Raw genomic sequence first — 22033 nt, 5'->3', positions numbered from 1 at the left:
CGTCTGATCAGGTCGTTTCGCCGGAGCCGAGCGTCGGCTACGGCTTTTGGTAGAGGTCTGGGACGCCGTCGTGGTTGTCGTCGCGTGTTTCGTGTTCGGCGATGAGTCGGTAGGTGCGGTTGCGCATGCGCAGCAGGATCGCGGCGAGCGCTGCGGCGGCGAGGGTACCCAGCAGGACGCCGATGCGGACGTGGTCGCCGCGCAGTGTGTCGTCGGTGTAGGCGAGTTCGCCGATGAGCAGTGAGACGGTGAAGCCGATTCCGCCGAGCAGTCCGACTCCGGCGACGTCGATCCAGCGCAGGTCTTCGTCGAGTTCGGCGCGGGTGAGTTTGGCGGTCAGGTAGGTGGTGGCGGTGATGCCGGCCAGTTTGCCCGCGACAAGGCCCACGATGATCCCGACGGTGACTGGGTCGTCGAGGGCCTGAGCCAGGCCGGTGAGTCCGCCGAGGGTGACTCCGGCGGCGAAGAACGCGAAGACCGGTACCGCGAATCCGGCCGAGAGCGGGCGGATGCGGTGTTCGAAGCGTTCGGCGAGTCCTTTGTGGGCGGTGTCGGGTCCGGCGCCGATGGCGGATCGGGCGACGGGGACGGTGAATCCGAGTAGTGCTCCGGCGACGGTGGCGTGGACGCCGGATTGGTGGATCAGCCACCAGGTGAGCACGGCGAGCGGGACGAGGATCCAGAAGGTGCTCAGGCGTTTGTTGACCGCGAGTGCGAAGGCCGCGAACGGGATGACGGCGAGCCCGAGATAGTTCAGGTGTAGTTCGTCGGTGTAGAAGATGGCGATGACGGTGACCGCGAGCAGGTCGTCGACGACTGCGAGGGTGAGCAGGAAGGTGCGTAGCGCGGTCGGCAGGTGGGTGCTCAGGACGGCGAGCACGGCCAGGGCGAAGGCGATGTCGGTGGCGGTGGGGATGGCCCAGCCGTTGAGTGCACCGCCGCCGGTTCTGAGGTTGATGGCCACGAAAATCACGGCGGGGCCGAGCATTCCGCCGATGGCGGCGACGACCGGCAGCGCGGCCCTGCGTGGGTCGCGTAGGTCTCCGGCGACGAATTCGCGTTTGAGTTCGAGCCCGACGACGAAGAAGAAGATCGCGAGCAGCCCGTCGGCGGCCCAGGAGCCCAGTGTGAGGTTCAGGTGCAGGCTTTCCGGCCCGATCCGGGTGTCGCGCAGGGTGTAGTAGGCACTGGACCAGGGAGTGTTGGCCCAGATCAGTCCGATGGCCGCGGCGATGATCAGCAGGACGCCGCCGACGGTTTCCTCGCGCAGGACCGAAGCGATACGGCGCGATTCCGGCCAGCTGCCGGGGGTGAACAGTCGTCGTGGTGCGGGCGAACTCGTCCCTGCCATGAATGCCTCTCAGGTCCGGACCGGCGAAGCGACCGAAGGCTGCGACTCGCGGTCCACAGCGGAAACCGATGCGTAGGGATCCACGGGGCAGGGTGCTCGGGGCCGAAGGCCGTATCTGTCGGATCTGGCTGGGGGATCGAGCGCGGAATGAATCGCGATCACCAGAGCGCACCTCTCGCCGGACGAACCGACCCGGTCCTCCGGGCCGGCTGCCGACCAGACTTCCCGGCGCTCCACCTGTAAAGATGCCGCAAATGTCCAGGCGAGGCAAACCCGGCGAGAACTGTCCTCTCATGCTATGGACACGCGATCGCTCGCCCGAAGCCAGGCATGTCGATGCGTCCACAAGGTGTGCCGAGGAAGGTCATCGGCGCTGGTATTTGAGCGCGCAGCCCGCAATCCGATGAATCGCCGCGGCTCGCAGGTGGCACGGGCTACGGTGTGGACAGCCTGCTACGGCGATGTGGCCGGAGTTGATGGAAGCGGGGAGGGGGCGTTCGGTGGAGCTTCGCAGCGGCGAGGGCCTAGCGGTGGAGTACGTGAAGATGGCGGTGGGATGGGATCCGGCCCGGCGTTCCCGCTTCGGCTTCCGAAGCAAGGACATCGATCTCAACGCCGCCGCGCTGCTGTATGCCGACCGGTCCTTGGTCGACGTGGTCTATCACCAGCAGTTGAGTTCCCGCGATGGCGCGGTGCGTCATCACGGCGACAGCACGACCGGCGAGGGCAGGGGCGACAACGAGGTCATCACCCTCGAGTTGACCCGGCTGTCGCCCCACGTGACCGTGATCGCGCTGCTGGTGAGCTGCTACACCGGGCAGAGCTTCGACCGGATCGACAACGCGTTCTGCCGACTGGTCGACGGCACCACCGACGCGGAGCTGTCCCGCTACGACCTGGGCGAAGCCGGTCCGGTCACCGGATTGTTGATGGGTGTGCTGCACCGCGGCGATCGGGTGTGGAGCTTTCGGCGAATCGAGCGGGGCCTCGCGGCCGGTCATCCGGTCGAGGCGGTTCCCGCGATCGCGCCCTACTTGTCCCGATCCGAGATCTGATCCAGTCGAGGCGACATCGACCGGCAACTGCGGCTCGGGCGGACTCGCTTCGTTCCGCGCCCGTGACGAATCGTGAACTGTGAACACGGATGTCAGCCTCGCAGGTCGCGGCGAGTGTAGCCGTAGAGTCCGATCGTCGTGGTCGCGATCGCGATGGCGGCGAAGGTGAGGTTCGCTGTCCAGTCCGGTGCGGTGTCGGGTACGGCGGCCAGATGCGCGAACGGCGAGATCTCGCGGACCCAGCCGGGTGCGCCGGTGCTCTGGGCGAGGACGTCGAGGAGAAATCCGCCGACGACGGGCACGGCGCCGATCGGCTCGACCGCACTGGGGAACCAGCCCAAGGCCAGTGCCGCGGCGCCGAGCGCGAGCAGAGCGAGCGTGGCGACGTTGGCGGCGCCGGCGATGGCCTCGGGCAGGCTCAGCGGCGCACCGGCCAGTACCGCACCGACCCACATCGCGACCGCCGCGGCGAGCAACAGCACCGCGAGACCCGCTGCGGTGACGGCGATTTCGGTTCCCGCCGACCTGTTTCGGGTCAGCGGAAGCGCGTGCAGGGCGGTCCAGCGGCGCGCGGTCTCGTCGGCGGCGAAGGTGGCGATGCGGGTGGCGGCGTAGAGCCCGGCCGGGATGGCGAGCAGGGCGAACATCGCGGCGGCGAAACCGGTGGCCGAATCGAGGCCGCCGAAGCCGGCCGTCGCGGCGAGTTCGGCGAAACGCGGGTTCTCGGCGAAGAATTCCAGGATCGAGGAGATCAACGCGCCGACGAGCAGGAAGTAGGCGGCGATCCCCACACCCCAGCCCGCAGTGGGCGCCAGCGCGCGCCGAACAGCGAAGCCCAGCACCGATCCGAGCAGCCGAGTGCGAGCGGGTCTGGCGTCGGACAGGGTGACCAGAGCACCGCCGAGATCGCGCCCGCGGACGGCGACCAGCGCCGCCGCGACGGGGACGATGGCCAGTACCGCCAGAACGAACAGCGGTTCGATTCGATTGTCGGCGTATGGGGCGACGCGTGCTGCGAGCCCGAAGGGGGTGAGCCAGGCGGTCCATGCAAGTTCGGGGACACCGTCGGCGAGCATCCGCAGCAGCAGGCTCGCCCCGAGGACGGCCGAGGCGAGCCCGGCGGCCGCCGCCCGAGACGGCAGCAGTTGCGCGGCAAGCAGTCCCACGCTCGCGAAGGTCACCGTCGCTCCGAACACACACAGGCCGTGCAGGAGAGCTCCGGTGGGGTCCGTACCGGTCACCACCAAACCGGCTGCGACTCCCGTCGCGATCACGGCAGCGGCCAGACACAGTGTGGTGGCGCAGCGCGCGACCAGATCGATCGGGCGCAGCCTGCCGCCGAGCAGCAGGTCCCAGTGTCCGGCGTCTTCCTCGCCGCGGGTGAGGCGGGTGGCGGCCAGCAGTGCCCACATACCGCACAGCACCAGCACCGGGGTTCCGGTGCGCCAGACGGTGAACCCGCCGGGATCGTCGAGGGCCAACGGGGTACCGAAAAGGATTCGCACCGCGGGGTTTTCGGCCAGTGCGCGCAGTGCGCCCGCATCGATGCTGTCGGCGAAGGTCGTGCGGTACTGAGCCGCGACGAGAGCCGACAGGCCCGTGGCGGTCAGTGCCACGATCGCCGCGCCGCGGCGTGCCTGGCGGCGGGTCAGCCGAGCTGCCGCCCGCCCGGGTGCGGAAACGTTCACCTGCTGCGGCCGGACCGTCGTGGCGGTCATCGCCGTGCCTGCCCGTAGTAGTCGAGGAAGATCTCCTCGAGTGTGGGTTCCCGAGACGACAGCGCCGTCACTTGCGCCGCGGCGAGCGCGCGCAACGCGGCCGCGGGCGGCCCGGCCAGGGTGAACCGCATCCGGCCCTCGTCGAGCACCTCGATGGCCTCGACACCGTCCCCCTCCGCCAGCGCCGGTGCCTCGCCCAGGAAAGCGACCTCGACGATCGTGCGGTGCAATCGTCGCAGCTCGGCCAGCGTCGCGATCTCCACGAGTCGTCCGGCGCGCAGGATCGCGACCCTGTCGCACAGCGCCTCGACCTCACCGAGCTGATGCGAACTCAAGAACACCGTCTGCCCGCGCTCGCGTGCTTCGGCGACGCACCGACGGAACTCGCGTTCCATCAGCGGGTCCAGCCCACTGGTCGGTTCGTCGAGCACGAGCAGCGGAGCCCGGGAGGCGAAAGCGGCGACCAGGGCGACCTTCTGCCGGTTGCCGGTGGAGTACGCCCTTCCGGGCTTGTCGACATCGAGGTCGAGGCGCTCGATCAGCTCGGCGCGATAGGACAGATCGATGCCAGGGCCGACACGGGCGAGTAGCTCGAGTGTCTCGGCGCCGGTCAACGACGGCCACAAGGCCACGTCGGCGGGCACGTAGGCGAGGTGGTGGTGCGCGCGCCGCACGTCACCGGCGTCGACACCGAACACTCGCGCCGCGCCCACGGTGGGGCGGATCAGGCCGAGAAGCAGCCGGATGGTGGTCGACTTGCCCGCACCGTTGGGGCCGAGGAACCCGAACACCTCACCGGGCGCGACGGTCAGGGTGAGGTCGTCGACCGCGATGGTGCGGCCGAAATGCTTGGTCAAATGCTCGATCGAGATGGCCGCACGGGTATCGACGCGCGCGGACATCGCCGCTGTGGACATGGAAGCCCTTCCAAGGTCGGCGGATACGACACGCCGACCAGACTTCCCGGCTCACCTGAGTCAAAGGTACTCCACCAGCGCAGTCGCCGCGGGCTTTCGACCGACAGGCGCACATCGCGACAGCGAAAGGCCGCCTCATCGGGCCACGTGGCCATCGGTGACCGGTGGCAGGGATTCTTCAGGGTTGGTCACGGTGTCATCGGAGTGACGGTCTCGGTTTCGGCGTTCTGGCTACCGTGTTCTGCTCCCCTGTTGGCGGCTGAGGTTTCGACTTGCGCTCCGGTGAGTCGGCGGGCTGTGTTGATCAGTTCGATCATGCTGTACGCCTGGGGCGTGTTGCCCAGGTGGTGGCCGGTCGTGGTGTCGTACTGCTCGCTGAGCAGGCCGACGTCGTTGCGGAGATCCAGCAGCCGTTCGAACAGTTCATGCGCCTGCCTGGTGCGGCCGGTGCTGTGTAGCGCGTCGGCCAGCCAAAAGGAGCAGGCCAGAAATGCGCCTTCGGTGCCGGGTAGCCCGTCGACTCCACCATCGGCGTCCGGGCGATAGCGGTGCACGAAGCCGTTGTCGCACAGTTGTTTTCGAACCATGTCGACCGTACCGACAACCCGGGGGTCGTTCCATGGCAAGAAGCCGACTCTCGGGATCAGCAACAGCGACGCGTCCAGTCCGTGTGAGCCGTAGAACTGGGTGAAGGTTGCGCGCTCGGCGTCGTAGCCGTTGGCGCAGACCTCGGCATGGATCCGGTCGCGCAGCGCCCGCCATCGCCCGATCGGGCCGTCGAGGCCGTGAGCTGCCACGGTATGCACGGCGCGGTCCAGACCCGCCCACGCCATCACCTTCGAGTGCACGAAATGTCTTCGCGGGCCGCGCATCTCCCACAGGCTGTTGTCCGGATCGTTCCAGTGCCCTTCCAGGTAGTCCAACAGTGCCCTTTGCACGTCCCAGGCTGTCTCGTGCACCGGGAGACCGGCGTCTCGGGCCAGGTGCAGCCCATCGAGGACCTCGCCCCACACGTCGAGTTGGAATTGTCCGGTGGCGGCGTTGCCGATCCGTACCGGGGCGGCGCCGTCGTAACCGGACAACCAGCGCAGCTTCTGCTCGGGCAATCTTCTGGCGCCGTCCAACCGGTACATGATCTGCAGTTTGCTCGGGTCACCGGCGACCGCGCGTACCAGCCACTCCCGCCATGCGCGGGCTTCGTCGACGAAGCCGGTGCCCAGCAACGCCTGCAGCGTGAACGTCGCGTCGCGCAGCCAGCAGAAGCGGTAGTCCCAGTTGCGTACACCACGGGGTTGCTCGGGCAGCGAAGTCGTTGCGGCGGCGACGATTCCGCCGGTGGGGGTGTAGGTCATCGCCTTCAAGGTGACCAGAGCGCGTCTCACTTCCTGCGACCACTTGCCTCGGTAGGTGCAGCGGGCGATCCAGTCCGCCCAGAACGTCTCGGCCTCGGTGACGGCCTGTTCGGCGTCAACAGGATCTGGGCAGGCCAGATGTGATTGTTGGTAGGTGAGGACGAAAGGCACCCGCTGACCGGCGGCCACGTCGAACTCGGCGGTGGCGGACTGATCGTGGATGCGCAGTGGCGCGCCGGTGTGCAGCCATACCGCGTCCGGTCCGGCGATGGCCGAGAACACCCCGTCGAGGTCGCGAACCCACGGGGTGATGCTGCCGTAGTCGAATCGCAGCCGAAGTTCCATGCGCATCGGCACATGACCGGACACACCTTCGACCACTCGCACCACGTCTGCGGCGTCGCCGCGCGGTGGCATGCAGTCGATGACTCGCGCGGTGCCCGAAGGTGTGTGCCAGAGGCTGTCGAGTACCAGCGAGTCGCCGTGATAGGCGCGGCTGCTCGCGTGCCCGCCGCCGGCCGGTGCCAGTCGCCAGCGGCCCGCACGCGAGTCGTGCAGCAAAGCGGCGAAACAGGCCGGCGAATCGAAGCGGGGCAGACACAGCCAGTCGATACTGCCGTCCTTGGCGACCAGCGCCGCGGTCTGCAGATCGCCCAGCAGCGCGTAGTCCTCGATAGCGGATGGCATCCAGACCACCTCCCCGATCACCCAGCGAAGTACCCGCAGACGGGTTCGCTATTCGCCTTCGCGGCCGGACACCCGGCCAGCGGCGACATGACCTCGATCCACGTCCGGACCGACGGGTTCGGCACCCTGGTCAGCTCCACCGATGCCTTCTCACTCGACGACCTGCGCAATGACGGGCAAGGGTTCGTCGTTCGACTGTGACCTCTGCCCGGCCGGCGGCAATCAGAATGGATAGCGATAGCCGGTGATCCAGAACGGCTGCACGCCGTAGTGTTGGTAAAGGTCCTGGTAGAAGACGTGCTCGTCGAGCAGCGGTGGGTCGTACGGCGCGCTGTCCGCGACCTGCTCCTTGGCCCGATCGATACGCACGGTCTTCTCGTCGATTCCGGTGATGGCCTCGACCGGGATCAGCCGTTTCGTCCGGCCGAATCCGAGCAATCCGCCGGAGGCCAGGCGCAGGAATCGGACCCGATTCTCCGCCTCGTCGACGAGTAGCCCGTCGACCTCGCCGAGTTCATCGCCATGGGGGTCGAGCACCGTCCGGCCGCGGATATCGTCGGCTGGGTCGCGCACCGTCAGATCCGCGTCCTCCATGTCGATGAGAGTTGGTAGCCTCTGCTCGGCCATACGCTCCTCCATTGCCTCGAGCCCATCGCGCGACCGCACCCGGACTCACCGTGCCATCGATATCGCGCATGCCCGGGAGCCGCGAAGGAAAACGTCCTCGCTCGGCGTACCGCGTGCCGACGGATTCACTGCCTGTCGATATCCAGTGCGCGCCACTCCCGGTCCAGTTGCGCGTCGCGATGTGCGAGCAGCACTCCGTGGACCGCCGTGGTGAGGATCAAAGCGATGCTCCAGGTTCCGGCGAGCACCCCGAGCGCGGTCGCGACAGCCGTCCAACCTGCGCTGCGGGTCGATGGCGCGGGTTCGGTGATCTTGCCTTCGTCATCGATGTGCAGGGTCAGGGTTCGGCCGCGGATCGCGTTGGGGGCGACCGGGACGCTCGCGGATCCGGTGTGTCCGTCATGTGTCCACCGCACCTTGGCCCTGGCACTGATTTGATCGGATGTGTGTATCGGCTCTGCGACGATGGTGGCGGTCACCGTCGAGGTCGCCGCCTGTTGCTGGCGGATTCGGGTGGCTTCCCGTGCGTAGGTCTCGGTGCCGATCGCGCCCGCGGCCGGCACCGCGATCAGGCAGATGGTCATCGCCAGAAGCCGGATTGCCGACTGGATCCGGTCGCCAGGTCGCATGACCGGGTTCCGGCTCCAGGGCACCATTCGAATCAACCGGGTGGGAGCGGGCGGGTAGGACTCCATGGGGATCACCACCTTGAAATACGAGTGCCCGAGAAGCGGGGTCCTACTCTTCGGATTCAAGGCGCTTTCCGGCGGCTTGGGCCAGTCGGAGGAACTCCAGCGGCAGCGGGAAGATCAGCGTCGAGCTGCGATCGGCGGAGATGTCGGCCATGGTGGACAACACGCGCAATTGCAGTGCGGCCGGCTTTCTTTCCATGACGTCTGCCGCCTTGCCCAGGGTCTCGGCGGCCTCGTACTCGCCTTTGGCGTGGATGACCTTCGCGCGGCGTTCACGTTCGGATTCGGCTTGCCGAGCCATCGCCCGTCGCATGGATCCGGGCAGCTCCACGTCCTTGACCTCGACGTGGTCGACCTTCACACCCCAAGGATTGGTGGCATCGTCGATGATCTTCTGCAGACGCCGGTTGATCTCGTCGCGATTGACCAGCAGATCGTCCAGATCGGTTTGACCGAGAATGCTGCGCAAGGTCGTCTGCGCGAACTGGTAGGTGGCGGTGACGTGGTCTTCTACGGCCACCACCGATCGCACCGGCTCGACGACCCTGAAGTAGGTGACCGCGTTGACGCTGACGGTCACGTTGTCCCTGGTGATCACGTCCTGCGGGGGGATGTCCATCGTGACCGTGCGCAGGGACACCTTCACCATTCGATCCACGATCGGGATGATGAAGAACAGGCCGGGTCCCTTCGCGCCGATCACCCGGCCGAGCCGGAAGATCACGCCGCGCTCGTATTCGTCGACAATGCGAATCGCCGCAGCCAGCAAGGCAAACACGGCCATACCGGCGATCAACACGCCGATCACGGTTGCGTTCATTTCTCCTCCTGTGCAACGGCTTCGACGATCAGGGTCAAGCCGTCGACCTCCACCACGCGCACCCGTTGCCCCGCGTGCAGCGGCTGGTCGTGGCCGCGCAGATTCCACCAAGCCCCTTCCACCTGGGCGCGCCCGCTGTGCCCTTCGGCCTCGTCGACGACGGTGTGCTGCCCGATCATTCCCGTGTCCCCGGTGATGGGAGCGGCTCGGCGCGCGCGCAGCGCGAGCCGGCCCGCGAGCACCGTCCCCGCAGCGACGACCACGACGGTCGGCCACAGCACCATCGGTTCGACCTCGAACGGCCCTTCGAACAGCATCAGCCCAGCCGCCGCCAGGGCGATCGCCCCGCCACCCGCGAACGCGCCGATCCCCGGAGTGAAGAGTTCGGCCGCGAACAGCGCCAGCGCCAGCACCACCAGCAGGACACCCGCGACCTGCACCGGTAGCACTGCCAGCGAGACGAAACCCAGCGCCAGCATCACCACGCCGATGACTCCTCCCACGCTCGCGCCGGGATTGGCCAGCTCGAATATCAGCGCGAGCCCGCCCAGGGAGATGAGCAGGAAGGCCAGGGTCGGGTTCGCCAGTAGTTGCCGCAGCTTGGTGAACATTCCCATCTCGTGGTCCACCGCCGAGGCGTTCGCGGTCCGCAACACGGTTTCGGCGCCGCTGGCCAGGACGACGGTGTCGCCGTCTATCGCGCGCAGCAACTCCGCTCGATCAGCGGCCAGCAGATCCACCGCCGACAACTCGACCGCCTCGGGTGCGGGCACCGCTCGCCCCTCGCGGACCATGTCCTCGGCGAAATCCACGTTCCGGCCCCGCTGCTGGGCCACCGATACCGCGAAGGCCGCCGCGTCCTCGATCACCTTTCGTTCGACCTCACCACCGCCCTCACCGTCGAGACGGACCGGGGTCGCGGCGCCGATCGTCGTGCCCGGCGCCATCGCCGCGACGTGTGCGCTGAGGGTGATCAGCGCTCCCGCCGAGGCGGCGCGCGCCCCGGACGGCGTCACATAGACGATGACCGGAACCTCGGCGCCAAGGAAAGCCTGCACGATGTCGCGCATCGAAACATCGAGACCGCCCGGCGTATCCAGTTCGACGAGAAACGCCGCGTAGTCGTTCGACTCCGCCCGCCGAACCCCTTCGCCGACGTGGTCGGCCACCACGGAGGTGATCGGCCCGTCCACCTGCGCGACCAACACGCTCTCCGCGGGCACGCCCCGCGCTACCGGGTCCACGCCGCCCAACGACTGAGCCAATCCCAGCGCACCCAGCAACAGCATCAGCGCGCGCATGCGAGATCCTCGCTCAGTCATCGAACCGATCCGGGCACGGAGGCCCGGCCACGACGGCCTCTCGTCGGGCTTTGCCGGATGCCGTCGGGCACTATGCGGGCGGACCTGCGCGATCATCTGATTTGGGCGCGGCAGCGCCTGCGGGTAGGGCTCGCCGGGCGTCGACGTGTCCGACGAGGGTGACGCCGATCAAGATGACGCCCACGAGCAGACTGTTGACGATGGCGGGGATCGCTTCGTCGGTGGTGCCGTAGTCGAACAACAGCGGGCTCACCAGAAGCCAACCACCGAGTGCGACGCCGAGCGTCGTGGCGGTGACCACGCGGATAGGGCGGCTGAGCCGGACCAAACCGAGCACGGCGATGGCGGAACCGGTGAGGACCTCGTTCCAGCCTGCCGCGAACCATCCGGCATCGCTGGGATGTGGCCACCGCAGCGGAGCGAGCGCCAGCCAGGTACCGAACAGCAGCGTGATGGTGGAGACCAGGCCGGGCAGTTGCGGCCCCGGCAGGCGTTGCAGCCATCGGACGCGCTGGTCCTCGGTTTCGCGTGAGCCCAGCAGCAGACGTTCGACCAGGCCGCGGTGGCCGACCGGCAAGCTGTGGGCGGCATTCGGGGCGGTGGTCATCGGTTCGTGGTCTCGGCGCGTTGGTGGCGCAGTTGCCAGATGCGGGCGCCTCCGGCCAATGCCATCACCAGCAACCCGCCGATAGCGGCGAATAGCAAAGCCACCCCCAGCGGCATGGTGAAGCTCCACGCCAGGAAGGAGATCTCGGTCTTGGCGGTGTTCTGCAGGATGAAGATCAGCAGCACGATCGCGATGACCGCGCCGACGGCGATCTCGATCCACGCGCGAGCGGTCCAAGTCCTCGCGCGGCCACCCCGGGGACGGGGCTGCGCTTTCGCTTTCGGGTCGCCGTGTTCGCGGCGCAGGAAGTGTCCTCCTGCGGCATTCGATGCTGTCACCGGCTGATTTTTGGCGCTCATCGCGCCCTCCTCGATATCGAGAGCCAATTCGGCGAAAAGGGCACGCCGTGGCTGGCAGGCCGGCCCTGCTGCGGGCAGCGTATAGGTCGGCCCTATACCTTTTGCGTACCCGCCGCTATTGCCTGGCAAACCGCCAACGTCCTATTTACGTGTGAGCGCGACGACTTCAGTTTCTGCAGGAGGCCGCAAGGTTTATCCGTCCGCGTGCCGTGTCATCCCGTCCGCAGGGGACGATTCTCAGGAAGAGGTCGCCTGATGAACGCGATTCGAGCAATCTCCAACGGCGTGGCGCTGACAGCGGCCCTGACTGTGCTCGCGCTCGGACTGGCAGCCTGCGACACGAAAGAGGAAGTGTGCTGCTGGCCTACCGCCGCGATCGGCACACGCTACGCCGAGCTCTCCGGTCCCACCGGCCCCCTCGGCGACTGCCGCAGCGAAGAATACGACCGCGACGGTGGCCGTGTTCAAGACTTCCGCAACGGCGCCATCTACTGGACCGACAAGACCGGCGCCTGGGAAGTGTACGGCCTGATCGGGGACAAGTACGAAAGCATGAACGGCCCCGCATCTGCGTTGCGCTGGCCCGTCAGCGGAGAATTGGCGACGCCGAACGGAGTCGGCCGATTCAACCGGTTCCAGACCGGCAATATCTACCATTCCCCGGCGGGAACCCACGCCGTTCACGGGGCCATTTTCACCGAATGGGCCCGGCAAGGCTACGAGAACGGCCGACTCGGATTCCCCACCTCGGACGAATACGACGTCCCGAGTGGCCGTCGCGTGGATTTCGAACGCGGCTGGATCGAATGGAACGAGGACACCGGCCGAATCACCAGCGGATGAGACGCTTGCCCGGCCAGCCAGAGCACACACCCGCCGACAAAACGCCCACCATCCATCCTGGACCGAGTGGTCCACTATCGGCATACGATCGATGGATGCCGAATGATCCGAAGACCACACGCGGACGCGCCACCCGGGAACGAATCATCGAACGCGCCGCCGACCTCATCGCCGAGCGTGGTGTCGATGCGACGAGTCTTGATGTGGTGCGCGCCGCTTCGGGGGCCAGCAAAAGCCAGTTGTATCACTACTTTTCCGATCGGGACGATCTGGTCGCGGCCGCGGTGGAGTACCGGTGCGGGCAAGTGCTCGATGAGTTGACGCGCCTGCTGGGGCGGGTGGTGTCCCTGGACGAGCTCACTGGTGCGCTGGATGGATTCATCGGGGTGTACGAGCAGACCGCGGCGGGCTGTCCGATCGGCACACTGGCCAGTGAGGTGGCCGACCGAAACGAAGGCGCCAGGCGGCAGGTCGCCGCGGCGTTCGACGCGTGGGAGCGCTTGTTCGCCGACGCCATCGCCCGGATGGTGGAGCGCGGCGAGCTGCGGGCAGACGCGGACCCGGCGACGCTGGCCACCGGCCTGCTGGCCAGCCTGGAGGGCGGGTTGCTGCTGGGCCATGCACGGCGCGACCCGGCCTCGTTGCGGGTCGCCGTGACAGCCGGGCTGACACTACTTCGCTCGTACTCGATTTGACCCCGTCTCGCACGCGGGAGCACGGGCAACACCGAAAAACTGGACCGGTTAGTCCATAGCGTGCTAGCTTCAACTGGACCGAATAGTCCAGTTGAAGGTGAATCATGGATGCCGAACCCGATTCGAAGCTGGCCACCAGCCGTGGCCGACTCGTCCTGCTCCTGCTGTGCGCGGTGCAATTCCTCGATATCGTCGATTCCTCGATCCTCAATGTCGCGCTGCCCTCGATCCGGGCGGATCTGGCGTTCACCGCCCAGAGCGTGCAGTGGGTGCTCAGCGGCTACCTGCTGACCTACGGCGGATTCCTGCTGCTCGGTGGGCGGGCCGCGGACCTGATCGGGCGGCGGCGCATGCTGGTCGCGGGAACGACGCTGTTCGCGGTGTGCTCGCTGGCCGGAGGTCTGGCCGTCAACCCGGAGATGCTGATCGGCGCCCGCGTGCTGCAGGGCATCGGCGCCGCGATGATGGCCCCGGCCGGACTGTCGATTCTCACCACGACCTTCAATTCCGCCACCGACCGCAACCGGGCCCTCGGTATGTGGGGAGCGGTATCCGGACTGGCCGCCGCGACCGGAGTCTTCTTCGGCGGTGTGCTGTCCGAAGGGCCCGGCTGGCGGTGGGTGCTGCTGGTCAATTTGCCGGTGTGCCTGATCATCATCATCGCCGCGCACCGGTTGCTGCCCATCGACGGACCCCGTGACCGGGTCCGCGACTTCGACGCCGCCGGTGCGGTGCTGGCCACCGGAGGCATGCTGGTGCTGGTCTACACCTTGGTGCAGGCGCCAGAACACGGCTGGGACACCGTCGCAACCCTCGCTGGTCTGGCGTCGGCGGCGGTGCTGCTGCTCGCTTTCGTCGGCAACGAACTGCGCCACCGCAATCCCTTGTTCCCCTTCACAATCTTCCGGATCCAGGGACTCGCCGCCGCCGACGCCACCCAGATGTTCGCCTTCGCCGGATTCGTCTCGATGTTCTTCTTCCTCACCCTCTACATGCAAAATGTGCTGGGCTATTCGCCGATCGAGGCCGGCGCCGCGTATCTGCCGGTGACCGCGGGGATCGGGATCGCCGCGGGTGTGTCCGCCCGATTGTTCGACCGCATCGGCACCCGTCCGGTGATCGTCGGGGGCGGGTTGATCGCCGCGACGGCGATGTTCTACCTCTCGCGTATACCGGTCGACGGCGCTTACCTGCCGGATCTGCTGCCCGGCCTGCTGATCGTTTCGATCGGCCTCGGCGCGGTCTTCGTCGGCGTGACGACCGCCGCCAACGCCGGGGTGCCCAGCGACCGGGCCGGCTTGGCGGCCGGGCTGCTCAACAGCTCGCAACAACTCGGCGCCGCACTGGGATTGGCGATCCTGACCGCTATCGCCACCTCCCGGACCAACGATCTACTGGCCGCCCGAGTACCGCAGCCCGAGGCGTTCACGTCCGGATTTCAGCGAGCACTGCTGGTCTGCGGCCTCTTCGCCCTCGCCGCCGCGATGATCGGCCTGCGCGCGGGCAGCACAAGGCATCCGAGGCGGGCAGGCGAACTCGGCGCCCCGGTGCCCGCCGGGCAGCGTCTGGAATCGGAGGGCGTCGCATGAGCACGTCGCGCCGCACGCGGGTCCTGGTCACGGGAGCCACCGGCTTCCTCGGCACCCAGGCGCTGCGCGCCTTGGCCGCGCATCCAGAAGCCGAACCGATCGCGGCCTGCCGCACCCCGGCCCGGCTGCCCGACTGGTTCACCGGGCAGGTGCGCCCCGGGGACCTGCTCGACCCCGGCTACCGCCGCGCCGTCGTTCGAAATGTCGACGTGGTATGCCATCTCGGCACGTGGGGAGCCTTTTGGGCGCATCGAACCCAGGAGCGCACGCACTTCATGGAACCCGCGATCGACCTCGCGGACCAAGCCAGGATGGCCGGCGTGCGGCGGTTCGTTCTCGCCGCCACCGTGGCCATCGGCACACCGAGCCGTGACGGTGAGCCGGTCGACGACTTCTCCCCGCCGCGATACACCGGCTTCTGGCCGCACGCCGACCGCCTGATCGACGTGGACCACCACCTGAAGGAGACCAGCGGTGAGGGCACCGGCATGGTCACCCTCCGACTCGGGCACTTCGTCGGTGCGGGTAACACGCTGGGACTGATTCCCGCCCTCGTGCCGCGGCTGCGCACCAGACTCGTGCCATGGATCGACGGCGGACGCGCCCGCCTCGCGTTGGTCGGCGACACCGACCTCGGCGCGGGAGTCGCCGCAGCCGCACTCGCCGAGCGACTGGCCCCCTACGAGTCGTTCAACATCTGCGGGCCGGAATTCCCGACAGCGCGTGCGGTCATCGAATTCGTCGCATCCGAAATCGGTGTTCCCGCACCCTGGTTCAGCGTGTCCTATCGCACCGGCTACGGCTTCGGCAAGCTGATGGAGACGCTGCACCCGATCCTGCCCGGCGCCGATCCCTTCCTCACCCGATCACTGGTACACGTCGCCGAGGACTGGCCATGTCCCAGCGACTACGCCACACGCAAGCTCGGCTACATCCCCCACAAGGACTGGCGAACAGCCGTCCGGGAAAGCTTGCGGTGGTTGGGAACCCAACGCCAGGGCTGGCCGCGGCTCGCGCAGCAGGTCTGAGCGCATGCACAGAGAACGAGCGAATCACTCGCATAGGTCGTGCCGAAGTGACGAACCTGTGGTCGAATGGGCTGGCACTGTGGCCCAGTCGCTGCATGCTCCCCACTCGAGCATGCGAATCCACCGACGGTCGGCGGGCACTGCCGCACGTGCGCGAGGAATGAGTATGGGTAGCAGCCTCCTGATCGTGGAGGACGATGATCGCGTCCGAACCGCCCTGCGGATGGCGATGGAAGACGAGGGCTATGACGTTGCCGAAGCCGAGGAAGCCGAGATCGCGCTGACTCATGTGCGGCGAAGGGGCGCACCGGATGTCATGATCGTCGACCTTCGGTTGGGAGAAATGGACGGATTCACCTGCATCCGGGAAGTTCGACGAGACCACGATGTCCCGATTATCGTGGTCAGTGCACGCGACGACACCCATGACGTGGTCGCCGCCCTCGAAGCCGGTGCCGATGACTTCGTCACCAAGCCGTTCCAAGTCGAAGAGATCACCGCGAGGATGCGAGCCCTGCTGCGACGCGCGGGAACGAGCACGGCACGGGAATCGCCACCGGACATCGTCCTCGACCCCGAATCGGACGCGCCCGTAGTGCTGTCGCCGAGCCGAGGCGCGGTCCGCCGCGGCGACGAACAACTTCATCTGACGCTGACCGAGTTTCGCCTGTTGTGCGAACTCGCCGACGCAGCGGGACGGGTTCTCTCCCGCGCGGCACTGCTCGAGCGAGTCTGGGATCGCGGGTTCTTCGGCGACCAGCGAATCGTCGACGTCCACATGCGGCGACTGAGAACCAAGATCGAGCGCGATCCATCGGATCCACGCCTCGTGATCACGGTCCGAGGCCTCGGATACCGGCTCCACATCCCGCACTGACAACCTGGCGGGCATCCGCTCATCCTCCGAAGTCTCGACAGATCCCAAGGGGCTGACTGGTGGCGTCAGAGCGCCGCGTTGGAGTTTGTCTCCACGTTTATGACAGACACGAAGACGTTGATCGTTAATCTCAGCAAGTACATGGTCGACACAGGCGGCAAATCGAAAGTGCCTGCGGCTCTGACCGTTCCGGGATGGCAACCACGCAATCCGACGGGACCTGGCTGGGGCGTGCCGTCATGAGGCCGGGTACGACGTGGTTGCGAATCGGGAGCCTGGCCTCGGGCTGCTGCCTCGCCCTGATGGGTTGCAGCACAACGAAATCCGACGTGGCAGCGCCGCCGTACACCGACCCGCCCGCCGACTGCTCGCCGGTCCATGCTGTGGGTAGGGACTCGGTGTCGCGCTTCGCCGGCAACCTCTATGACCCGAGCATCGAGCTTCGGAGCGAGCGGCCCGAGCAAGAAGGCATAGGTAACGCCGTAGTGCACATCCGGTTGAACAGGACCTACGCCAAAAGCCCGACACCGCAACAAGAAACAGACGTGGAAACCAGCGCGTTGGCATTCGCCCACGCACTCGCGGACCATCTCGACAGCTTCATGCCCTAGCCTCGACCTTGGGCGAGCCGCCAACCACGATCACCGGCCGCAGCGCTGCGTGTTTGACGCCGCCGCCATCGCTGACCAGGACGACCTCGGAGGCGAGCACGTCCAGCAAAGAGCGGTTCCGGATCGCTGCGATGGCAGCGCGTGCGGTGGCACACATCACGCCGTTGTCGTGTCACAAGAGCCGAGTAAGTGGCGTCTCGTGTCAGCCCAGGGAATTCGACCCTGGTTCAAGAAGGGACGCGATTGATGACGACGGAGCAGGGAATCGTTTCGCTCGGCGGGAAGGTGGCGGTCGTGACCGGGGCCGGGTCCGGCATCGGTGCTGCGACCGCAGCCGCGCTGGCGGCGCTGGGAGCGCGGGTGTGCTGCGCCGGACACAACGTCGAGAATGTCGAGCGGACGGCCGCGGAGATCAGGGCCGCTGGTGGAGAAGCGTTCGGCCTGCGGGTCGATGTCGCATCCCCTGAGGACAACGATGAAATGGTCAGCGAGACCGTTGCCCGTTACGGCGCTGTGCACATCGCGCATCTCAATGCTGGAACCGGACATTGGGCCGGTGTTCTGGAATACCCACTGGACGAGTGGGACAGGACAATGGCGGTGAACCTGCGCGGTGTCCTGCTCGGTCTGCAGGCCGCGGGCCGGGCGATGCGCGACGTCGGTGGCGGCTCGGTGGTGGTCACCGCGTCGGCGGCCGGGCTCACCGGCGGCCGGATGTCATCGGCGTACTCGGCGTCCAAGCACGGTGTGCTCGGTTTGGTCAAATCCGCTGCCCTGGAGCTGGGTCCGATCGGCATCCGAGTCAACGCCATCTGCCCGGGGTTTATCGCCAGTAGCGACCTCATGCGGAAGATGGGGCAGGAACTCGACCTTGCCAGCCGATTTCCATTGCGCCGACCAGGGCGTCGTGAGGAGGTCGCCGACCTGGTCACGTTTCTGGCAAGTGATCGCGCGTCGTTCATCACCGGAAGTGTGTTCACCATCGATGGCGGCTGGCTGGCCGGCGGCATCGACCTCCGGGACGATTCCGTGGATCAAGCGACCAGCGACGCCCGGGTCACCGCCCTTGCCAACACGCGCGGTGATGACCTGGGTCCGGTGTAAATCGGTTGGCGCAGCTCCCGTTTCGCTGGTGACGTTACGCAGTGCCGCTTGTTCCCAGGTCGACCGTCTCATGCATGACGTGGACTCGATCTCGGAGGCGAGACGGGTATTCATAGTCCGGGTCCCCCGTTCGCAGGACGTCGCTGTCGTTGTCGACGGCTTCGGTCCGGTGGCGCCGCATGTGCTGCGGCGCCCCGGTCCGACTCGGCATCCATAGGGTCTCCGAGCAGTAGGCCCAGTGGCGTTCGCTTTTCAGCCGAGGTCGCGGTGATTGAATCGGTAGCTGCCTGCGGCGACCAGGGTGATCGAGGCGGCGGCGAGGACGGTGATGCCGCTCCAGCCCACACCGTTCCGCAGGGGTTCGCTGTCGATGTAGTAGTGGAACGGGGACAGGTAGGTGGCCCAGTCGAGGCCGATCTGGCCGGCGAAGGCGTGTGCCGCGTAGGCGGCCACGCCGACGACAGCGGTGACGGCGAAGACTACGCTGCGGCGGCCGAAGGCGGCGCCGAGGCCGGTGGCCAGGGCGCCGAACGCGACAGCGAGCAGGATCAAATGCAGGCACTGGGCGGCGAACTGGCCGGGGCTGACCGCGGAGAGGTCGGCGCCGCCGCGGATGGCGAGCATGGCCAGCCAGAGCACCGCGCCCAAGCCGGTGGCGGCGGCGACGAGGGCGGCGAAGCGCTGCAGGATCAACGATGTCCGGGTGATGGGGTGTGCCAGAAGCAGATCGAGGGTGCCGGATTCCTCGTCGGCGGCGCTGACACGGGCGCCGAGGGCCGCGCCGAAGAACATCGCCAGCAGCGGCACGATCAGCCCGAATACCGTGGAGCCGAGATAGCCCGGCGCTGAGGCGATGTCGTTCATGTTGAGGGCTTCGCGCAGGCCTTCGGGCAGGTTCTCGGTCTGGCTGCCACCGGATTTCGCCATCTGCGGGTAGAAGCTGGCGTAGATGACGGCCGCGAGGGTGACACCCGCGGTCCAGCCGAGCAGGCTGCGGCGGTTCACGCGCAGGGTCTTGGTGAGCACCACGGTGTGGGCGGTGGCCGCAGCGCGGTCGATCATCGGGGCTGCGGCGGTGGAGACTGTGGTCACGCGTTTTCCTTTTGCGAGAAGTTGTGGCGGACTGGGTAATTCCGCGTGCGGTTGTCAGACGGCGGTTTGTGGTGCGGCTTCGGCGCCTGCGTAGTAGCTGTGGAAGATCTCGTCGAGGTGGGGTTCGGTGGTGTGCAGTGCGAGCACGGTGTGCCGGGCGGCGGCCTTGACGATCGCGTCGGGTGTGCCGGTCAGTCCGGCGCGCAGCGTGGTGCCGGCGTCGTCGAGTGCGGGGTCGACCAGTCCGGGCAGACCTCGGAACTCGTCGACCGATACCGGTGCGGCGAAACCGATTTCGATCCGACGGGTGGCTGCGGCGCGCAGATCGGCGACGGTATCGAGGGCGACGAGGTGGCCGTCGCGCAGAATGCCGATGCGGTCGGCGACGGCTTCGACCTCGTCCATGATGTGGCTGGACATGAAGACTGTCTGCCCGTTCTCGGCGGCCTCGGTGATCAGTTCCAGGAAGGTTTGCTGCACCAAGGGATCCAGGCCCGAGGTGGGCTCGTCGAGTATGAGCAGTTCCGGTGTGTGCATGAACGCCTGCACCAGCCCGACCTTCTGCCGGTTGCCCTTGGACAGGCTCTTGATCGTCGCGGTCTGGTCGAGACCGAGGCGGCCGGCGAGGTCATCGATGCGGCGCTGGGGTACACCGCCGCGCAGATCGCCGAGGAACCGCAGGCAGTCACGCACCCGCTGCCGTCCGTCGACGACGAAATCGCCTGCCAGATAACCGATCCGGCGGCGCATCTCGACCCCGTCGGCGCGCGGGTCCAACCCGAGCACGGTGGCGGTGCCCGACGTGGGACGGATCAGGTCCAGCAGCAGCCGGATGGTGGTGGACTTGCCCGCGCCGTTGGGCCCCAGGTAGCCGAACACCTCACCGGCGCGGACGTCGAGGGTGAGACCGGTCAGGCCCCGGCGAGTGCCGTACGCCTTGGTGAGGTCACGGATTTCGATGGCGTTGCTCATGACTCATACATTAACGAAGTTTCAGAGATTCGTGAAGGCTCTGAATAGTTGGAGTTGTCTGTACTATGTGACGCATGGACTCCAAGCAGCGACTTCGCGATGCGGCCGAACGGCTGGCTCTGACCCTGGCGCAGGGCGGGATGCAGAAGGCGACGGCGCGGGTGATGACCGCCCTGCTGTACACCGAGCAGGAGACGATGACCGCCGCCGACTTGTGCGAGCAGTTGTCGATCAGCACCGGGGCGGTATCGACGGCGATCAAGCAGTTGGCCCAGTCGGGGATGGTGGAGCGGGTACCCGCACCGGGAAGCCGCCGCGAGCACTACCGCTTCCCGAAAGGCGTATGGGCACACCTGTTCTCACAGCAGAACGCCATGCTGAAAGTGATGCAGGACGCCGCCCAGGACGGCCTCGACGCCGTCGCCGAGAACACCGCGACCGCCGCCCGGATGCATGAGATGCAGGACTTCTACGGTTATATGGCGCAGGAGATGCCCGCCCTCATCGACCGCTGGCGCGACGAGCACTGACGCCGCGCATGGCCGCACCGATGCCGTGCCAGGCGGTTGTGTGAAAGCTGCCAGTCGAGGCAGTGGCGGGATGAAGCGATTGCTGCTCACCGTGCGCACGGCCTTGATATGGCGGCGGCGTTGGCGTCGAGCCCGACCCGGTGCGCGCATTCACGCACCGAGATCGGCACTCGTGGCACGGCCCGGCTTCTAGAGGCCTGGCGCGGCCAGGGCGTCACGAACGAACCCGTCGCGCGTTCGTCACCGCCATCGCGTTGGGTTCGTTCGATCGCCGTCACCGCCCGAGGTGTCGGCCGGCACCGGCGATGCCTCGCCGCCGAGTCGGTACCCACGTTCGGCACTCACCGATCCGCGGGCGTTCTCGAGACTGCGACCGCGGCTGCCACTATCGGAGCGGCGATAGGCTCTGCCCCGCTTCTACTTTGCCGGGAACGGGCTGTTGACAGTGGTGAAGTACTGGATCGCGGCGCCGATTGCCACGGGGGCGGTGACCAGGATCTGGCCCGCGACGGTACCGAGAGCACCGACCGCGGCGATGCCGACGAGGCAGCCGACGCCCGCGGCGGGGATGAACGGACCGAACAGACCCGCGATGGTTCCCGCGGCGATGGTCGCGCCCGCGATGCCGCCGAGCACACAGCCGACCGCGGCTCCACCAAGGCCGCCGACCAAGGTTCCGATGGTGGCGCCCATGCTGATCGTGCTGGTCATCCGGGACCAGGCGGCTTGCTCGCGCTCGTATTCGGTCTTCCACGGCGCCTTGTCCTCGTAGGGCAGCGCGACGGGCTTGTAGACCGCGCGGTCCATCGACAGGTCCGGCGTCAGTGTCGCGGTGCGGCCGGAGATCGCGGCGTCGATCGGGAATTCGAACTCGTCGAGAGTGAACTTCAACGGCGTCCCGGCGACCGTAACGCCATCTCGGGACTTCACTTTCAGCGCTCCATCCTCGACAACCAATGCGCCGGAGTCGATTTCGATGACCGAGGACGTGTCGGTGGCATGAGCGGTGAAGGAGATGGCCTGGTCGTCACCCGGGTCGGCGTGTACGGTGCCTGTCGCGGCGATCAGGGCGGTCAGCGCCAGTGCGGGCGCGGCAAGGGTCCTCAGCAACATGGTGGTTCCTCATCGTGATTCGGCCGCACAGGTAGCGCGGCCGGATCATTATCGGTAATGATTATCATTATC

Annotated in this window: 22 protein-coding genes; 9 read left to right on the top strand and 13 right to left on the bottom strand. The window is 67.2% G+C overall.

Annotated elements, in window-relative coordinates:
• Positions 1-37: 37 nt before the first annotated feature.
• Entirely contained in the window at positions 38-1351 is a 1314-nt protein-coding gene (gene nhaA / locus NAM01S_RS11975) for a Na+/H+ antiporter NhaA (protein WP_067783815.1), read from the bottom strand.
• 500 nt (positions 1352-1851) lie between these two features.
• Here nhaA and NAM01S_RS11970 point away from each other — a divergent pair, with 500 nt between their 5' ends.
• Positions 1852-2406: a TerD family protein gene (locus NAM01S_RS11970; RefSeq protein ID WP_253798740.1), complete on the top strand. Its 555-nt coding sequence runs from the start codon at positions 1852-1854 to the stop codon at positions 2404-2406.
• Between the two features lie 92 nt (positions 2407-2498).
• On the opposite strand, the gene NAM01S_RS11965 is transcribed toward NAM01S_RS11970, so the two are convergent.
• From NAM01S_RS11965 to NAM01S_RS33965, 9 genes are all read right to left on the bottom strand, one after another.
• A complete protein-coding gene (locus NAM01S_RS11965) occupies positions 2499-4124 on the bottom strand; it encodes an efflux permease Rv1217c-related protein (RefSeq protein WP_067783812.1) in 1626 nt (541 codons plus the stop codon).
• The gene (locus NAM01S_RS11960) at positions 4121-5041 is read right to left on the bottom strand and encodes an ABC transporter ATP-binding protein (protein ID WP_067783809.1); all 921 of its coding nucleotides are present in this window, start codon (positions 5039-5041) and stop codon (positions 4121-4123) included. Before NAM01S_RS11960 ends, NAM01S_RS11965 begins: the two co-directional genes overlap by 4 nt.
• 188 nt (positions 5042-5229) lie before the next feature.
• Complete coding sequence (locus NAM01S_RS11955) at positions 5230-7101, bottom strand: glycoside hydrolase family 15 protein (protein WP_255284302.1); 1872 nt, start codon at positions 7099-7101, stop codon at positions 5230-5232.
• A gap of 201 nt (positions 7102-7302) precedes the next feature.
• Positions 7303-7707 carry a PRC-barrel domain-containing protein gene (locus tag NAM01S_RS11950; protein ID WP_067784000.1) on the bottom strand — a complete coding sequence of 135 codons (405 nt, stop codon included), beginning with the start codon at positions 7705-7707 and terminating at the stop codon, positions 7303-7305.
• A gap of 125 nt (positions 7708-7832) precedes the next feature.
• On the bottom strand, positions 7833-8402 hold the full coding sequence (locus tag NAM01S_RS11945) for an Rv1733c family protein (RefSeq protein ID WP_157107710.1): 570 nt from the start codon (positions 8400-8402) through the stop codon (positions 7833-7835).
• Positions 8403-8445: 43 nt separating this feature from the next.
• A complete protein-coding gene (locus tag NAM01S_RS11940; protein WP_067783803.1) occupies positions 8446-9219 on the bottom strand; it encodes a slipin family protein in 774 nt (257 codons plus the stop codon).
• On the bottom strand, positions 9216-10520 hold the full coding sequence (locus NAM01S_RS11935; protein WP_218018386.1) for an NfeD family protein: 1305 nt from the start codon (positions 10518-10520) through the stop codon (positions 9216-9218). Before NAM01S_RS11935 ends, NAM01S_RS11940 begins: the two co-directional genes overlap by 4 nt.
• Before the next feature lie 91 nt (positions 10521-10611).
• Positions 10612-11148, bottom strand: coding sequence for an SPW repeat domain-containing protein (locus tag NAM01S_RS11930; RefSeq protein ID WP_067783798.1), 537 nt, complete (start codon positions 11146-11148; stop codon positions 10612-10614).
• Entirely contained in the window at positions 11145-11636 is a 492-nt protein-coding gene (locus NAM01S_RS33965; protein ID WP_253798748.1) for a LapA family protein, read from the bottom strand. The genes NAM01S_RS11930 and NAM01S_RS33965 overlap by 4 nt, the downstream gene beginning before the upstream one ends.
• 126 nt (positions 11637-11762) lie before the next feature.
• On the opposite strand from NAM01S_RS33965, the gene NAM01S_RS11920 reads away from it, so the two are divergent.
• From NAM01S_RS11920 to NAM01S_RS11890, 7 genes are all read left to right on the top strand, one after another.
• A complete protein-coding gene (locus NAM01S_RS11920; RefSeq protein WP_084482869.1) occupies positions 11763-12350 on the top strand; it encodes an LGFP repeat-containing protein in 588 nt (195 codons plus the stop codon).
• A 95-nt stretch (positions 12351-12445) separates the two neighbouring features.
• The gene (locus NAM01S_RS11915) at positions 12446-13045 is read left to right on the top strand and encodes a TetR/AcrR family transcriptional regulator (RefSeq protein WP_067783795.1); all 600 of its coding nucleotides are present in this window, start codon (positions 12446-12448) and stop codon (positions 13043-13045) included.
• 104 nt (positions 13046-13149) lie between these two features.
• Positions 13150-14634, top strand: a complete 1485-nt coding sequence (locus NAM01S_RS11910; protein WP_067783792.1) for an MFS transporter — start codon at positions 13150-13152, stop codon at positions 14632-14634.
• Positions 14631-15662, top strand: coding sequence for an NAD-dependent epimerase/dehydratase family protein (locus tag NAM01S_RS11905; RefSeq protein WP_067783789.1), 1032 nt, complete (start codon positions 14631-14633; stop codon positions 15660-15662). The genes NAM01S_RS11910 and NAM01S_RS11905 overlap by 4 nt, the downstream gene beginning before the upstream one ends.
• A gap of 166 nt (positions 15663-15828) precedes the next feature.
• Positions 15829-16539: a response regulator transcription factor gene (locus tag NAM01S_RS11900; RefSeq protein WP_067783786.1), complete on the top strand. Its 711-nt coding sequence runs from the start codon at positions 15829-15831 to the stop codon at positions 16537-16539.
• Positions 16540-16733: 194 nt separating this feature from the next.
• A complete protein-coding gene (locus NAM01S_RS11895; protein ID WP_067783783.1) occupies positions 16734-17150 on the top strand; it encodes a hypothetical protein in 417 nt (138 codons plus the stop codon).
• 285 nt (positions 17151-17435) lie between these two features.
• Positions 17436-18254 (top strand): SDR family NAD(P)-dependent oxidoreductase, encoded by an 819-nt coding sequence (locus tag NAM01S_RS11890; protein ID WP_169810840.1) that lies wholly within the window; start codon positions 17436-17438, stop codon positions 18252-18254.
• A gap of 252 nt (positions 18255-18506) precedes the next feature.
• Here NAM01S_RS11890 and NAM01S_RS11885 read toward each other — a convergent pair whose 3' ends face one another.
• Positions 18507-19346 carry an ABC transporter permease subunit gene (locus tag NAM01S_RS11885; protein WP_253798754.1) on the bottom strand — a complete coding sequence of 280 codons (840 nt, stop codon included), beginning with the start codon at positions 19344-19346 and terminating at the stop codon, positions 18507-18509.
• Positions 19347-19400: 54 nt separating this feature from the next.
• A complete protein-coding gene (locus NAM01S_RS11880; protein ID WP_067783777.1) occupies positions 19401-20318 on the bottom strand; it encodes an ABC transporter ATP-binding protein in 918 nt (305 codons plus the stop codon).
• Between the two features lie 74 nt (positions 20319-20392).
• Here NAM01S_RS11880 and NAM01S_RS11875 point away from each other — a divergent pair, with 74 nt between their 5' ends.
• Positions 20393-20848, top strand: a complete 456-nt coding sequence (locus tag NAM01S_RS11875) for a GbsR/MarR family transcriptional regulator (RefSeq protein WP_067783774.1) — start codon at positions 20393-20395, stop codon at positions 20846-20848.
• A 417-nt stretch (positions 20849-21265) separates the two neighbouring features.
• Here the strand turns inward: NAM01S_RS11875 and NAM01S_RS11870 are convergent, their stop codons facing one another.
• Positions 21266-21961 (bottom strand): DUF8020 domain-containing protein, encoded by a 696-nt coding sequence (locus NAM01S_RS11870; RefSeq protein WP_067783771.1) that lies wholly within the window; start codon positions 21959-21961, stop codon positions 21266-21268.
• Positions 21962-22033 lie beyond the last annotated feature (72 nt).

This window comes from Nocardia amikacinitolerans NBRC 108937 (assembly GCF_001612615.1).
Classification (GTDB): domain Bacteria; phylum Actinomycetota; class Actinomycetes; order Mycobacteriales; family Mycobacteriaceae; genus Nocardia; species Nocardia amikacinitolerans.
Note: the sequence above shows the minus strand (reverse complement) of the source record. Positions and strands in the feature narration are given on the sequence as shown.

What these genes read in the sequence shown, in the direction of transcription:
- NAM01S_RS11930 (WP_067783798.1), bottom strand. Translation starts at nt 11,148, where the DNA reads ATGACCACCGCCCCGAATGCCGCCCACAGCTTGCCGGTCGGCCACCGC.
- NAM01S_RS11920 (WP_084482869.1), top strand. Translation starts at nt 11,763, where the DNA reads ATGAACGCGATTCGAGCAATCTCCAACGGCGTGGCGCTGACAGCGGCC.
- NAM01S_RS11880 (WP_067783777.1), bottom strand. Translation starts at nt 20,318, where the DNA reads ATGAGCAACGCCATCGAAATCCGTGACCTCACCAAGGCGTACGGCACT.
- NAM01S_RS11945 (WP_157107710.1), bottom strand. Translation starts at nt 8,402, where the DNA reads ATGGAGTCCTACCCGCCCGCTCCCACCCGGTTGATTCGAATGGTGCCC.
- NAM01S_RS11905 (WP_067783789.1), top strand. Translation starts at nt 14,631, where the DNA reads ATGAGCACGTCGCGCCGCACGCGGGTCCTGGTCACGGGAGCCACCGGC.
- NAM01S_RS11910 (WP_067783792.1), top strand. Translation starts at nt 13,150, where the DNA reads ATGGATGCCGAACCCGATTCGAAGCTGGCCACCAGCCGTGGCCGACTC.
- NAM01S_RS11940 (WP_067783803.1), bottom strand. Translation starts at nt 9,219, where the DNA reads ATGAACGCAACCGTGATCGGCGTGTTGATCGCCGGTATGGCCGTGTTT.
- NAM01S_RS11875 (WP_067783774.1), top strand. Translation starts at nt 20,393, where the DNA reads ATGGACTCCAAGCAGCGACTTCGCGATGCGGCCGAACGGCTGGCTCTG.
- NAM01S_RS11960 (WP_067783809.1), bottom strand. Translation starts at nt 5,041, where the DNA reads ATGTCCACAGCGGCGATGTCCGCGCGCGTCGATACCCGTGCGGCCATC.
- NAM01S_RS11895 (WP_067783783.1), top strand. Translation starts at nt 16,734, where the DNA reads ATGGCAACCACGCAATCCGACGGGACCTGGCTGGGGCGTGCCGTCATG.
- NAM01S_RS11870 (WP_067783771.1), bottom strand. Translation starts at nt 21,961, where the DNA reads ATGTTGCTGAGGACCCTTGCCGCGCCCGCACTGGCGCTGACCGCCCTG.
- NAM01S_RS11965 (WP_067783812.1), bottom strand. Translation starts at nt 4,124, where the DNA reads ATGACCGCCACGACGGTCCGGCCGCAGCAGGTGAACGTTTCCGCACCC.
- nhaA (WP_067783815.1), bottom strand. Translation starts at nt 1,351, where the DNA reads ATGGCAGGGACGAGTTCGCCCGCACCACGACGACTGTTCACCCCCGGC.
- NAM01S_RS11900 (WP_067783786.1), top strand. Translation starts at nt 15,829, where the DNA reads ATGGGTAGCAGCCTCCTGATCGTGGAGGACGATGATCGCGTCCGAACC.
- NAM01S_RS11935 (WP_218018386.1), bottom strand. Translation starts at nt 10,520, where the DNA reads ATGCGCGCGCTGATGCTGTTGCTGGGTGCGCTGGGATTGGCTCAGTCG.
- NAM01S_RS11915 (WP_067783795.1), top strand. Translation starts at nt 12,446, where the DNA reads ATGCCGAATGATCCGAAGACCACACGCGGACGCGCCACCCGGGAACGA.
- NAM01S_RS11950 (WP_067784000.1), bottom strand. Translation starts at nt 7,707, where the DNA reads ATGGCCGAGCAGAGGCTACCAACTCTCATCGACATGGAGGACGCGGAT.